This is a genomic window from Blautia wexlerae DSM 19850 (genome assembly GCF_025148125.1).
Classification (GTDB): Bacteria; Bacillota; Clostridia; order Lachnospirales; family Lachnospiraceae; genus Blautia_A; species Blautia_A wexlerae.
The window spans coordinates 1,131,096-1,144,435 of sequence record NZ_CP102267.1; the positions used below are offsets into that span (position 1 = coordinate 1,131,096).

Below are 13,340 nucleotides of genomic sequence, written 5' to 3' on the forward strand. Positions count from 1 at the left end.
AAAATTGTGAGAACGGCACCTTGCAGAAATGCAGGGTGTTTTCTTGATTTTGATGAATTTTCAGTAAACTATCATAGAGGTATCTTGTGTTTATCAACCAGACGGTTTATAATGGGAGATATATTTGTGGAGGTGGATCATGACAACATCGGACATGATAAGAGAGTTGTGTGTGAAACAGAATATTAGTTTGGCGGAGCTTTGTAGGCGTATTGGGCAGACTCCGCAGAATTTTAATAAAAAGTTGAAGCGTGGAACTGTTAGTACAGGGGAAATGCTTAAAATTGCGGATGTATTGGGAATTGTATTTGAGCAGAGATTTATAATAAAGGGAAAAAGTAGTATTGAAATAACTAATCGTGAGGTGGAGCATGAGTAATTTAACAGCTGGAACAGGCGATCCATATTGGTATGAATGGTCTGTCGGTTTATTATATATGGTTAAGATGCTAAATCCGGATAATGGAATCAAAAATGTTGTATTGCAGTCACAGGATAGCCAAAGTTTAGATGATGTTGTGATAACTTATGAAGATGGAATGATTGAATATATTCAAGTAAAAAATACGAGGAAAGATGATAAACTTACCTATTCAGACATGATAGAGGGAAAGCCTAAACAATCTTACTTGTATAAATACTCATCTGAGTGGAAAATTATGGAGGGCAGGAACAAGGGAAAAAACAGGGTTGTATTTTTTACGAATCGAGAGATGGGAAATCAAAAATATACGCCTAAACAGGAATGGGAAAGACCCTCAATGAAACTGTTTTGGAAAACGATAAAAGATCAAGTAAATTCTTTAGAAAAGGCATCTAATGAGGATGTTGATATTAGTAAGGTTGTTGTGAAGAAAGAATGGAAAGTTGCATGGGATAATTGGAAAAATTGCATGAGTGATCTAAATGCAAAAGAGCAGCTTCTTTTTTTGCAAAATTTCGAAGTATTATCTAATCAGGAAGATCTCGACGAAATGATTGTTTCCATTGCTAATGAGTTGGAGAAAAAATTCAAAACAACACATGAAAAGGCAGTGAATCTACATCAAAAATTGTGTTATCAGCTGATGTGGTGGGCAACATCGATTGGAAATAAAAAGGAAATAGAGAAAGAAGACGTAATGGAGGCGCTTTCCTTATACGGGGATAGTGTAAAGGGAGAACATTTTTTCCCTATTTGTGAGCCTTTTTTTCAATCACGGATTATATTTGTAGCAGACTTGGAAAATACAATTTTAAATGGAAAGTCAAAAGTAACTTTTTTAACTGGTGATCCAGGATGCGGAAAAACTAACATAGTGAGTTATTTGGCATGTAAGCCAGATAGCATTGTTACTTTGCGTTTTCATGCATTTAAACCGATTATACCAGGAGATTTATATGTTTCTGCTGATCCTGGAATTAGCGATCCTATGGATTTCTGGGGAAGTTTACTGATTATGCTTAGAAAGCTATTTAAAGGTAGGCTTTATGAGTATGATGTACCCATATCAATAGAATTGATAGATTCGATTGATACACTAAGAAATGAGGTATTGCGGTTAGCATCTGCTTGGGCGGACATCACAGGAAGGCCAACGGTTATTGCTGTTGACGGGATTGACCATGCGGCACGTAGTGGAAACACAAATACTTTTTTAAGAACACTACCATTACCAGAAACTGTTCCAGAAAATGTTCGATTTATACTTGCAGGGCAGCCGACACACCAGTTTTCTGAATATCCTGACTTTTTATCTGATACGGATAGGATAGAAGAGATACAGGTACCCAATATTGAAAAAAGTGACTTAGAATTATTATATGAAAAGAATAATTCATTAATGAAATATGCCGAACATGAAAAAGTATTGGTTATAAATTATATTGCGGAAATTGCAAAGGGCAATACACTTTCTGGAGTATTTGCAATGCAAGAGGCAACTAAGTATAGCAGTTTTAGCGATTTTGAGCAGAATAGCAATGTCAAAAAGTTAAGTTCTGGTATTCAGTCATATTATGAGTATATTTGGAAAACTGCTACCCGGCAGGCAGGAGACATTGGATATACTATAGATATGTATTTAGCCGCAACTTTTTCAATTATTAATAGAAGAGTTTCGGCTCAGACAATGGCAGATATTTATGGAGAAGAAATATCAGTGTGGCAGTGGGAAGATATTCTGCAAAATTTATTTCCAATCGTTACATATGATGCCTTAGGATATAGTGTATTTCATAATGATGTTAGACTGTTCTTAACAGCTCATTATAAAAAAGCTAAACAGCTGCTTACAACTATAAGTGGGAAAATTGCAAATTATTTAATGAACGAGGATTTTGACGAAAAAGTTAAACATGAAGTGATATTCAAATTACTAAAGGAGGCCAGACAAGAAGAAAAATATGTAGATGTTTTTACCTGTAAGTATGTAATGAAGGCATACTTATTGAAAAGAGATTTAAGAGAGCTTCGGCAGCAAATGCTTGATACATTGGCAATATTACCTCGAATTGAGGATAAAAGAAAAATTGTAAAATTCAGTTGTGCAGTTACAACTATGCAACAGCATGGAGAATCATTGCGTTGGCTGGATAGGGAATATCAAAGTGATATCGAATTACCTTTTGCATTGGATAGTGAGAAAAAGCCAGTTGTGGAAGGCTTTTTTTCCGTGGATGATTTTAAAGAAATATTTAGTAATATAGATATTCTGATTTTGAAGAATGAAATTGATAGAGCTAAACATATCTTTTTGCGCTGGATGGATAAAAGAATACCTGGTGATATAATTAGTTGTATGGGGAAAAATAATGACGAAGACGCGATAAAAGAGTTGCTAGAAACTTGGGGAAAGTATGCTAGGAAGTTTAGAATAGCACCAGAGAAAAAATATTATGAAGAAATATCAGCAAAAAATGCAGATGCTTATTTTTATAGCGGTTGGCTTAAAGAAGCAGTTAATTATTCAGGAAAAGAACAGTTAAAATATACTTTGGAAAATGGGAGTTATTATTTTAATGCTGATATCGAAGATTTTCTGCAGCAGGTAATAAAACGTGGTCTGATGGAAGAAATGGAGTTCATTTTAAATGGGAAAATGAGAACTACCTTTTCTGAAAGAAATAAAATTTCCGTGTGTGCATGGGCAGTAAGAAATTGTCGGATTGACTTGTGCGAGGAGTGGTTGAATGAACTCAATGATAAAAAATTTGAATATATATCCGAGAAATGGTATAAGCAAAAGTATACGGAAGTAGAAAACAAAAGGGATAGATTTAAAATAATTACTGATATTATGTATATTCTTACATATGTGTCTAAAGACAAATTTGATGAGCTGAGGACCAAGGCTTTAGAAAAGTGTGAATTCAGAAATGATAGAAGTGATAATATTGTTGCTGGAAATCTACTAGTGGCGGTAAATCAGATTGCATATATGGAACAATGTGTTTTGTTTGGATGTGTGCAAAAAGTAAAAATGGAAGATTTTGAAGCATTGTTGGATATCATTTTAGATGATAGATATTATAATGGTTGTTTTAACATTGATACAATTTTCTTTAGAAAAAAAGTATTAGAAAGCATTATACGAATAATAGATGGGCTTCCTCATATATTTCAAGAATCTTTAGAAAAAAGTTTGTGTGTGAAAGCGGATACATGCTCTGGAATAGCACTTTTGGAAACATATTGGAGATATCTGGTAGCAAGGGGAAAAGGAGATTATGTAGAATTATTTTTCGATACTTGGATGAATTCTGGTGGTAAGATATGGGAAGAAGAATTGTCTGAGCGAGATTATATTTCCGATATACTATTAAAAATAGCAAAGGCAATGGGCTGGGAGGAAAGAATAAAAAAGGCTGCTGAGCTAATAAATGCAAGAAGTATAGGTTATGTTGGACGCAAAGATTACAGTCTTTTTAATCCATTACAATGGTTTGAGAGAATATCTAAAGAAAAAAACGAGATTTGGAAGGAGTTAGGAATCCTTTTGATGAATATTTCTGAATATGCATCAAGAATTGGAGATAATAGAGCTTTTGTTCAAATAGGCAATGCAGTATCTACTGCTGCTGCAAACATGAGTGTAGATAGTTTTTTTCAGTTTGCTCAAATGGTTAAATTTGTTAAAGAGGACTGGAGTGAAGTAGTGTTTGATGGGGTTATATCAGCTTTGGAAAATGGCTTTTTTACTGAAGGAGAACTTATACAACTATGGGAAAAAACAGCTAAGTATTTCACAATAAGTGAACAAGCAAAACCATATGATTCTCAAAATACTAGGCATAAAATTTACTGTGCAGATGTCCATAAGGCACTCTCTTTATGTATTCACAGATTGAGATATCCTGAACTGGAGGAACGTATGGAACAACTGGCACCTCGTGAGTATGCGCAAAGAAGATTGGAAAGATCAGAACATGGTTGTATTATTCCGTCAAGGTGGTATGAGTTAGAATATTATGATAATATGAAGCCATTTCTTGAAAGTGTGAGAGGAATGGATTGTGATGAAATATTTGAACATATAAAAAAGAAATATGGACAAAGTGATTTTTCATGGGACTACATAGAATATTTTATTCAGACAGCAGAGAGGCTGGACTCACACAGTATCGCTAGACATAAGGAAGAAATTATGGATATGTTAAAGAAAAGAAAGGCAGAACAATTAGATTATGATGGAGTAAACAGACTGTACAATGTGCTATTTCCATATTTAACAGAGGCTGAAGTAACAGAGGTATTAGTAGGAATACTGACCGTATATCGTCACCACAGAGATGAAGGGTGGGCGTCTGCTGACTATGGTTTGATGACAGATATGGAAAATTTCGCATTTGCAATATTTTCCCGTTATAATGTGGAAGATAACATTTGGGCACTACAAGAAATATTGAAAATGCACTGCATGTGGCTGAATGGTACTGAGACTTTAGAAATAGAAAACATATACAAAGTTGGTATGGAAGAGCATATTAATGGGTGGTCGGATTTCTGGAATCGGTTAGAAACAGATAAAAATATTACGGCTTCAATATCAACTGCAGGTTAAATGATATGTAATTTAACGAAAGGGATGCTTTTTCAGATAATTCGTAATAGTGAATATTTAAAATTATGGATATGTTCCCTCCAACACCAGTCCTTATAAAATCAGCGGTGGATTAAGTCGGACGGAGTGAAGGGGCATTTGACGTACTTCCTGTCCTCTCGTGCCATGTGGAGACGGTGGCGGGACTACAAAGGAAAGATACCTAGAAATCCTTGAATTTACGCACTTTGTAGAGTTTTTCGGTTTCAACAAAATCGGTGAAAATCACAAGGAAAAGATACTTGTACAGAGTGTAACCGTAGTTGTTGCCTTAGACCTCGGTACGGGGAACACAGAAAATCCTGAATATGAAAGTGAATAGTGGACTATCTTATAGAGGGAAATAGTATTAAAAATGCTGATATCATAAAAGTATAGAAATGCCCATACTGTTAATCAGATATTACAATTACATATAGTTTTACATAGCCGACAGGTTCAGTTTAATTGAGATTGGATCTGTCGGCTTTTTTTTATAAGTGCACTTCCCGACAAATTGTCGGGAGGTGGAAAGGGGCCAGAATGAAGCAGTATATACATGTGAAAGCCAGACACCCCGACAGATGCAAAGAAGTAGAAGTTGTTTGAAAAAACAAAAAAACCTGTCCGGAAGAAAGTATCTATCAGCTTGGAACAATAGATAAACATGCTTCGGCAGAAACACTTGTAAAGATATTTGAGGAATTAAAAAAAAGTTTGAGAATCGGTTTGGTTCGAATGTGCATATCATCGACTGGGCACTGCATATGGACGAAGCAACTCCGCATATCCATGAGTAATGAAAGAATCAATGGGATAATTGCGTCACTAAGAGACAGGAGTTACCGTCCCAAGCCTGCAAAGCGGGTATATATTGCCAAGAAAAACAGCAATAAAAAACGTCTGCTGGGCATTCAGTCCGGCAATGACAAACTCGTGCAGGAAGTCGTTAAGATTGCAAATTCTGCTCGAACGGTACGCCTATTCTGAAATCAGCGGTACATTCATTCTGATTTAGCGGTACGCGTTTTCTGCTCAAAACGGTACGTTTTTCCTTTATTATTGTGATGTAACTATTATTCATCACAGTGCAAAGGAGGAACTATTATGCACGACTACAATACTATTCTTGGAGTCATAGAACTTCGGCTCAGTAAAGTCAGTTATGACTCTGTACAAAAACGTTACCGGATCGGACGGAGCGGGATTGCATTGATCATGAACCGCTACAAGGATTCAGGCTTATCATTGGATGATCTTCGGCAAATGCCAGCCTCAAAGGTGGTTGATCTCATCTATCCAAAAGAAAACCTTCGACATAAGGATATTCCACTGCCTGATTTTGAAAAAATACATGAGCAGATGATCCAAATGGGAAAACATGCTGACTTGAGTTTTCTATGGATTGATTATAAAAAAGAGCATCCCAACGGTTACCAGCTCGCTCAGTTTTATAAGCTGTATCGTGATTTTATGGTAGATGCTTATGGTACTTCAAAAACATCTATGCCTGTGGAACGGATCCCTGGTGAAAAGATGTATATTGACTGGGTAGGCGACCAGCCGGAACTGCTATTGGACACAACAACTGGCGAACTTCGGAAAGTTCACATTTTTACAACTACACTTGGTTTTAGCAGCCTTGTTTATGCAGAGATCTTTCCGGATGAAAAACTTCCACATTTTATTACCGGTACAGTACATGCACTGTCTTATTATGGGGCAGTTCCTAAATATCTTGTCCCGGACAATCTAAGAACAGCTGTTACCAGGCATAGTAAAGATGAACTTGTGCTGCAGTCAGCTTTTTCAGATCTGGAAACTTTTTATGATACGATCGTTCTGCCGCCGCCACCAAGGAAACCGAAAGGCAAACCAACAGTTGAAAATCATGTGCGTTTCTTGGAGACGCATCTGGTAGAAGAGTTAAAGAAAGATACTTATATCTCTCTGGAAGCTCTGAATGCTGCGGTCAAAAAGATCGTAGCGGACATCAACCAGCGTCCTTTCCAGAAAAAATCTGACATTCGGAAATCCCGCATGAATGGATTTGAAAAGTACGACAAACCGCGTATGAACCAGCTTCCAGGCGAAAGTTATACACTTTGTGATTATAAATACTTTCTTAAAGTTCCAGATAATTACCACCTTGAGTATGATGCCCACTACTATTCTGTATTGTATACCTATAAAGGGAAGCCTGCAATTCTTAAGGCTACAATGACGGAGATACGGATCTGTGATGAGTATAACCGGCTGATCTGCCGCCATCCAAGATCTTACCGTGATTTTCCTCTTTACATTACAGATGACAATCACATGCCTCCAGAACACCTGTATTACAAAGAAGTGAATGCACATGACGGAGCTTATTACAGACGATGGGCATCTGTTTATGGAGAATCTATGGTAACTCTTATTGACAGGATACTCCGCAGTTCCAAGCATGAGGAACAGGCATACAACAGCTGTGCCGGTGTACTCCATTCCTGTAAAGATGTTCCTCACAGGCTGGTTCAGGAGGCTGCTGAGAAATGCGTAGAAGCCAATGCTTGCAAGTATTCTTATTTCAAGAAAGTACTTAGCATGGTTCAGAATAATCATTCCAGTAGTGCTATAAACGGAACCGGAAAACTTCCTTCCCATACAAACATCCGTGGAAAGGAGGCATACAAATGAGTTCATCCCATGACATTACATTAACACCTCAGGAACAGGCTCTGATCATGCGTCTGAAGAGTTTCCGTGTTCCAGAAATGGCACATATCCTGGAAGAACAGTTGAAAGATCCCAATGCAGATCTGAACACTTTTATGGAACGCATAGCATCAATGATTGATGCAGAGTGGCAGGCACGGGCAGATAAACGCTTTAATCGTCTGATGAAAGAAGCACATCTGCGATACCCGGCGGCGGATCTTGACGAAACTATTTACCGTCCAGAACGTCAGCTTGATACCCAGACAATAGAGCGACTGAGTACCTGCCATTGGATAGAGGAAGGAAAGAATCTCATTGTAACAGGATCTTCCGCCAGTGGAAAAACTTATCTAATCAATGCTTTTTGTGTAACTGCAATGAAGCAGTCTAAGAGTGTAAAGTATATAAAAGCGAACACTCTTATGAGCGAAATGGAACAGGCACGTATCAAATCCACAAATCTGGATTACCTGAATAAGCTGACCAAGCTGGATCTTCTTGTGATCGATGATTTTGGCCTTATGGATCTCGATCTTGATAAATGCCGGGATCTTTTTGAGGTCCTTGACACCAGGGATGGAAGAAAATCAACTGTAGTCATCTCACAGTTTCCAGTCAGTACATGGTTTGATATGTTTGCTGACAATACCTACGCTGATGCGTGCCTTACACGAATCACAGATAAACATCATACATATCGTCTGGAGATGAACGGTATAAATATGCGTGAAACAGAATGATATCATCTAGCGGTACTTCGTACCGTTAAAAATGGAATAGCCGTTCCGCAGTAGCGGAACTGGCATTCCGTTTGAGCGTAATTTGCATCGTTAAGATGATTTTGGAAAGTATTTATGAACCCGTATTCAGTAATAAATCTCACGGGTTCAGACCAAACAGGAGTTGTCAGACAGCCCTAATGCAGATACAGAAAACCTTTACGGGGACAAACTGGTTTGTAGAAGGAGATATACACGCCTATTTCGACAGCTTCGACCATCATGTAATTGTCGAGATTCTGAAAAAGAGAATCGACGACGAAATGTTTATCCAGCTAATATGGAAGTTTCTGAAAGCTGGAATCATCGCATAGTCACGTTTTCCAATAGGACTGTTTCTGTCAATGGTCGCAAGCATTGCTTTCAATTCATCAAGTTTCCATGCGGAAGGTATTTTGGCACTTTTGGAAACTGCGGGCATATGGATTTTTTCAGTATAATTAACGGCAAGGATTCCGGTCGAATAAAGAAAACGCGGATCTCTCATTAAAAGATATTGGGAACATGATAAACAAAGTAGTGCAAGGATGGATTAATTACTACACACAAAATGCAGAAGAAGCCCGTTTGTTAGAAGCCAATTATTCTATTTCATCTAAGCAGTATGTAGAAAATGGAATTCATATGAAAATATTAAGCAAAGGAAAGCCAAATGAGAAGTGTGTCCCGGATAATGATATCACTTTGGAAGATGCATATATTTATTTGACGAATAGTTGAATATAACGGCGGGCAAGTTGCCCGCCGTAAATTATGTTTGTTTTGTTAAAAGACCGGATAGAGTTTTTCCAATGGAAAATCCAATCTGTGGATATAACTCCTGATCAAGAAAATGCGGATATTTTTAAATTGATTGTGTCAATTTAAAATCAATTTCTATTCAATGTGGTTTTCCGGTAGGTTCTGTAAAATAAGCTCAGATTAAAACAATGACGGGAGGAGCTTATGCAACAGAATATTGAATTTGAGCGGTGCATTGATTTTCTGGTACGGATGATTGATAAGTACGGCGAAGAAGTCCTCCGGGAGTTGGAGGAAAAAAAATAGAATAAAGAAGAAAAAACAGCATAGAATACTTCTTTTCATAGCATTTGTAAGACCGTCGAAGTCTCCTTTTCACAGGTTCGGCTTGCTATTCTCCATCGGAAACAGAGTCTTTCTTTTTTTAGACTTACCAGAAATCATTTCATGCCCAGAATAGATAGCTATGATCATGCAGAACAGAGAGCTACAAGCAAAATACTTATGAGCGGATTTCATATTTTTATAGCCAGCATAAAAGATTCCAAACATTGCTGCCAATGCACCAAGTGACCAATATTTATGTGCTTTCATCTTAGATTTCTCCTGCGTTTTTTTATTATGATTCAGTTTTTTTCTTTTATTTATAAAGAAATGAGGAACACATCTGTATATAGCGAGATGGTTCCTCTTTTTGTTATGCGGTTTTTTGTACAGCCAGCGCTTCGATTTCTTCTAAGGTCAGGTCTGTAAAAGCGGCAATATCTTCGTAAGTGAGTTTACCGGAGGCCAGCATACGTTTAGCAATTTCAATGCGTTCAGCTTTTCGCATATTTTCCATTTCTCTGCACATAGTCAAAACTCCTTCCTCATCTTCTTTAAAATAACGTACTCTGTCAGCAAGGATTTTATAATACATGTCTTTCGGATTGGTACAGGAAAAATCGTGCATTAGTTTTCCGAGTTCTGTTTCATCTTTGATTTGGGAATTTATATAAATAATATGAGCTTCATCACCGAATGGTTCACCGGTTTCCTGGATGATGCGGTCAACATGATAAATTGGAAGCCCGGCTTTTAATACATCATTTTCGGTAATAAAAATCACATAGGTTTCAGTGAGAGCATCATATTTATCGCCAGCTTCAGTTATATTGGCATCTATAAGACTGCTATTGTATCTTGCACGTTTTGCATCAGCACCACGATCACTTCTTTGAATTTCTATATTATAAATGCGGTTATTGGAATCAACAGCTAATATATCCAAGCGAATAGAACGTCCCTGTAAATTTTTTATATCGTATTGTCCCTGCACAGATTGTACTTTAAGGTCATGTCTTTGCAAAATAATTTGAAGTAGAAATTCCGCACATGCCTTATCTTCAAAAACTTTACTCATAAAATCATCATCTAAAAGACGAAAACCCCTAAGGCGTTGTAGATCTTCTTTATGTTTTTGCTCAAAATCCAGTGTTTCTTCTGTATTATTCATTGTAAAAACACCACCTGCTTTCCTTTAGAATGGGATATAGTAAACATGGATTCCTATATCATTATTTTAACATGGCAAATAGCAATCCTCAATACCTGAATTTTGAAATGACAAATGCCGATAAAAAATAACAGTCTATAAATCTTTTACTTTTTCAATCTGTTCATTCACATCTTTAAGTTGCTGTTCAGTATCTTTTAAAGATTTTCTGGGAGCACTGGTCTGGTCTGATGCCTGATTGAGTTCTACATGGAAATCATCAAGAGAATCATAGCCATGTTCCTGTATGTAGGCAACAGTCTGAGCCATCTGCTTCAAATTGGTGAGCTTTACTTTTTGAGCATAGGCTCCACTTTGCTGTGCTTTAATACAGGTTTGCAGATCTATGACAAGCCGGAGATCTGATTTTATGAAAATGAATGGTGTAGAGATAGCAGAAGTATCAGAGAAAGGAACAGTTGGTAAATCTGTGGAAGTATTCGGAGCCTGCTGTTCCAGAATTTCTTCTTTTTGTTCTTTATGGGATTTTGTGTTTTCCTCAAATGCTTTCAAGAGAAAATCTTCTGTGTATCTAGTTCCAAGATTCTTTCCAGTGATATATTTGTTCCTGCCAGGGTGAAGATAACTGTACCGGTTTCGACTGATCTTGAAGATGATGTGATATTTTACATCAAGGATTTTTGAAAATTCTTCTAGTGATCGGGCGGTACTTGCGGCATCATCAATAGCGTCACGAAGAAATTGTTTCTCTGTCTGGTAACGAGTTTCCTTTGGAGTGATTCCATCTTCTTTCATTTTCTGATTTAACTTATCGAGTTTTTCCTGTCCCCGGCGTTGTGCCCAATATTCTTTTTCTGTGATTTTTCTTTCAGCAGGAGTGAGCAGATCAACCTGATGTAGTCCTTTTTTTTACACATATCCATAACTTCCTGTTTTAAATGGGTAAGGTATGCTGTGCTTAGGTGGTGTTTGTATCCGGCTTTTGCTTCACAGTCAAATTCCATATAGGGTTCTTGTGGTATATCATATTTACGGAGACTGTTAATTACGATATGCACATGGATGTTTCCACTTTTGTTATGACCGTCGGTATGAGTACAGACTAAAGCCTGATGACCGGGAAAGTTTTTCTTTGCAAAAGTCAATCCGAGTTGCTGGGCACGTTCACCGGTCAATCCACATTCATCCCTGTCTTTTGGGTCGAAGCTGATGATATAGTGATGGGATTTTATTTCATTGAAGTTTTTGTTCTTGTGATAGTAGCTGTTCAGTTCCTGACATTCAGATGCAAAAGAGAATGGATCACAGTTCAGACCGTCCAGATAATATTCTTCTCTCAGTATCATATGCCCTTCTTCATCAAGAATCGGTTTTTGCGTATACTCGTTGTGCTGGAAGATAAGATACCGTTCCGATTCTCCATAGTCAGAGTTTTTGTTTGCGATATGTTTAATTACTGCCACGAAAATCACCTGTCATTTTCATCACTTCATATTTCATTTCATAAATATCCCGGAGAGACTTTCGGATTTCATTTCTCATTTCAGAAGAGAGGATTCCACCCTGATTAAAATATCGGGCAATCTGATTTAGGTTGCTGCCAATTTTACCAAACTCGCTAATAAGTTTTTTTATTTCGGGAACATCTGCGGTAATTTCGTATTTGATGATGACTTTCTGGTTGACCAAGGCATTTCGGATAAAATCAGAAACCGTCATGCTGTTAGCATTGGCTCTTTCTGCAAGAAGATCATATTCAGTTTCATTCATGCGTAAATGCACATCTTTAGTTTTTGCAAGAGTTTCCTCTTTCTTAGGTCTTGTCATTGATAACTTCCTTTCTTCGTGGTAGTGGTTTCATAAGAAAATCCAAATTTTGCGGCCTGCAGGGAAAGTAAGTGATGAAAAATTATCGCACTGTGACCATGTAAATGGAAACCAATACACATATCTGTGATTGTGGTCGAGGGTATGGGGAAACGAAATCCCCATCAAGTTGCAAGTCGCCAAGAACCCGGAAAGGGGTTATTGTGCTACATTGCGAAACTTGCTCTATAGTGTTGAAAAATTGCTGCTTATAAATATATATAAACCAGAAAAAATAGGTGAGCAAGATTAAAATAAAGTTAATTCTTGTTCATCTATTGGATAATAGAATTTAATTCCTTGTTAGTCGCTTTAAAACGGATGAAAGTAATAATAAATCTTCTTCAGAAAATTTACTAATATCTGAAATAATAGAATGTAACAAAGTAGGGTTCTGAAAAGATGGATCAAAAAATTCAGTAGGAGTAATATCGAAGTACTTACAAATATCTAAAAAAGTATTCATAGAGGGTAATATTCTGCCAGAACTAATTGATTGTATATATCCTTGCGAACGACCGATTGCTAAGCTCAAAGTGTATTCGGAGATTCCTTTTTGACAACGTAATTCAGTAATTCTATTTTTGATAAATGCTGAAAAATCAGTTTCCTCATTCATGACACCTCCTATACATATTGTAAGTGTTTTAAAATAATTTTATTCGATTTTAAATATCTATTTGACAATGATTTTGCTTA

12 protein-coding genes and 3 pseudogenes are annotated in these 13,340 nt (G+C 36.9%); 9 read left to right on the top strand and 6 right to left on the bottom strand.

Annotation, left to right across the window (positions count from 1 at the left end; genetic code table 11):
* Positions 1–6 precede the first annotated feature (6 nt).
* The 9 genes and pseudogenes from NQ550_RS05205 to NQ550_RS05240 all read left to right on the top strand — a co-directional run.
* Entirely contained in the window at positions 7–189 is a 183-nt protein-coding gene (locus NQ550_RS05205; RefSeq protein ID WP_259840331.1) for a hypothetical protein, read from the top strand.
* Positions 173–379 carry a helix-turn-helix domain-containing protein gene (locus NQ550_RS05210; protein WP_465221264.1) on the top strand — a complete coding sequence of 69 codons (207 nt, stop codon included), beginning with the start codon at positions 173–175 and terminating at the stop codon, positions 377–379. Before NQ550_RS05205 ends, NQ550_RS05210 begins: the two co-directional genes overlap by 17 nt.
* Entirely contained in the window at positions 372–5,042 is a 4,671-nt protein-coding gene (locus NQ550_RS05215; protein ID WP_025580498.1) for a P-loop NTPase family protein, read from the top strand. The genes NQ550_RS05210 and NQ550_RS05215 overlap by 8 nt, the downstream gene beginning before the upstream one ends.
* Before the next feature lie 758 nt (positions 5,043–5,800).
* Positions 5,801–5,860 carry a hypothetical protein gene (locus NQ550_RS22760; protein ID WP_416386328.1) on the top strand — a complete coding sequence of 20 codons (60 nt, stop codon included), beginning with the start codon at positions 5,801–5,803 and terminating at the stop codon, positions 5,858–5,860.
* Positions 5,853–6,017, top strand: a pseudogene (locus tag NQ550_RS05220) (reverse transcriptase domain-containing protein); the annotation flags it as partial. The gene NQ550_RS22760 and the pseudogene NQ550_RS05220, both read left to right, overlap by 8 nt.
* Positions 6,018–6,167: 150 nt before the next feature.
* Entirely contained in the window at positions 6,168–7,739 is a 1,572-nt protein-coding gene (locus NQ550_RS05225; protein WP_055057941.1) for a Mu transposase domain-containing protein, read from the top strand.
* Positions 7,736–8,500, top strand: coding sequence for an ATP-binding protein (locus NQ550_RS05230; protein ID WP_055057942.1), 765 nt, complete (start codon positions 7,736–7,738; stop codon positions 8,498–8,500). Before NQ550_RS05225 ends, NQ550_RS05230 begins: the two co-directional genes overlap by 4 nt.
* Positions 8,501–8,586: 86 nt before the next feature.
* Positions 8,587–8,841, top strand: a pseudogene (locus NQ550_RS05235) (reverse transcriptase/maturase family protein); the annotation flags it as partial.
* A 232-nt stretch (positions 8,842–9,073) separates the two neighbouring features.
* Positions 9,074–9,259: pseudogene (locus NQ550_RS05240) on the top strand (ABC transporter ATP-binding protein); the annotation flags it as partial.
* Positions 9,260–9,655: 396 nt separating this feature from the next.
* Here the strand turns inward: NQ550_RS05240 and NQ550_RS05245 are convergent.
* The 6 genes from NQ550_RS05245 to NQ550_RS05270 form a co-directional block, all read right to left on the bottom strand.
* Entirely contained in the window at positions 9,656–9,874 is a 219-nt protein-coding gene (locus tag NQ550_RS05245) for a DUF6219 family protein (RefSeq protein ID WP_008705630.1), read from the bottom strand.
* Positions 9,875–9,977: 103 nt separating this feature from the next.
* Complete coding sequence (locus tag NQ550_RS05250; protein ID WP_020993387.1) at positions 9,978–10,775, bottom strand: Rpn family recombination-promoting nuclease/putative transposase; 798 nt, start codon at positions 10,773–10,775, stop codon at positions 9,978–9,980.
* A gap of 135 nt (positions 10,776–10,910) precedes the next feature.
* Positions 10,911–11,570, bottom strand: coding sequence for a hypothetical protein (locus tag NQ550_RS05255; RefSeq protein ID WP_242833672.1), 660 nt, complete (start codon positions 11,568–11,570; stop codon positions 10,911–10,913).
* An 8-nt stretch (positions 11,571–11,578) separates the two neighbouring features.
* Positions 11,579–12,238: a relaxase/mobilization nuclease domain-containing protein gene (locus NQ550_RS05260; protein ID WP_242833670.1), complete on the bottom strand. Its 660-nt coding sequence runs from the start codon at positions 12,236–12,238 to the stop codon at positions 11,579–11,581.
* Complete coding sequence (locus NQ550_RS05265; RefSeq protein ID WP_025580738.1) at positions 12,225–12,602, bottom strand: plasmid mobilization protein; 378 nt, start codon at positions 12,600–12,602, stop codon at positions 12,225–12,227. The genes NQ550_RS05260 and NQ550_RS05265 overlap by 14 nt, the downstream gene beginning before the upstream one ends.
* Before the next feature lie 331 nt (positions 12,603–12,933).
* Positions 12,934–13,260 carry a helix-turn-helix transcriptional regulator gene (locus NQ550_RS05270; RefSeq protein WP_081703318.1) on the bottom strand — a complete coding sequence of 109 codons (327 nt, stop codon included), beginning with the start codon at positions 13,258–13,260 and terminating at the stop codon, positions 12,934–12,936.
* Between the last annotated feature and the right edge of the window lie 80 nt (positions 13,261–13,340).

Coding starts and splice junctions, on each gene's coding strand:
- NQ550_RS05215 (WP_025580498.1), top strand. CDS start 372: ATGAGTAATTTAACAGCTGGAACAGGCGATCCATATTGGTATGAATGG.
- NQ550_RS05225 (WP_055057941.1), top strand. CDS start 6,168: ATGCACGACTACAATACTATTCTTGGAGTCATAGAACTTCGGCTCAGT.
- NQ550_RS05230 (WP_055057942.1), top strand. CDS start 7,736: ATGAGTTCATCCCATGACATTACATTAACACCTCAGGAACAGGCTCTG.
- NQ550_RS05245 (WP_008705630.1), bottom strand. CDS start 9,874: ATGAAAGCACATAAATATTGGTCACTTGGTGCATTGGCAGCAATGTTT.
- NQ550_RS05250 (WP_020993387.1), bottom strand. CDS start 10,775: ATGAATAATACAGAAGAAACACTGGATTTTGAGCAAAAACATAAAGAA.
- NQ550_RS05255 (WP_242833672.1), bottom strand. CDS start 11,570: ATGAAAGAAGATGGAATCACTCCAAAGGAAACTCGTTACCAGACAGAG.
- NQ550_RS05265 (WP_025580738.1), bottom strand. CDS start 12,602: ATGACAAGACCTAAGAAAGAGGAAACTCTTGCAAAAACTAAAGATGTG.
- NQ550_RS05270 (WP_081703318.1), bottom strand. CDS start 13,260: ATGAATGAGGAAACTGATTTTTCAGCATTTATCAAAAATAGAATTACT.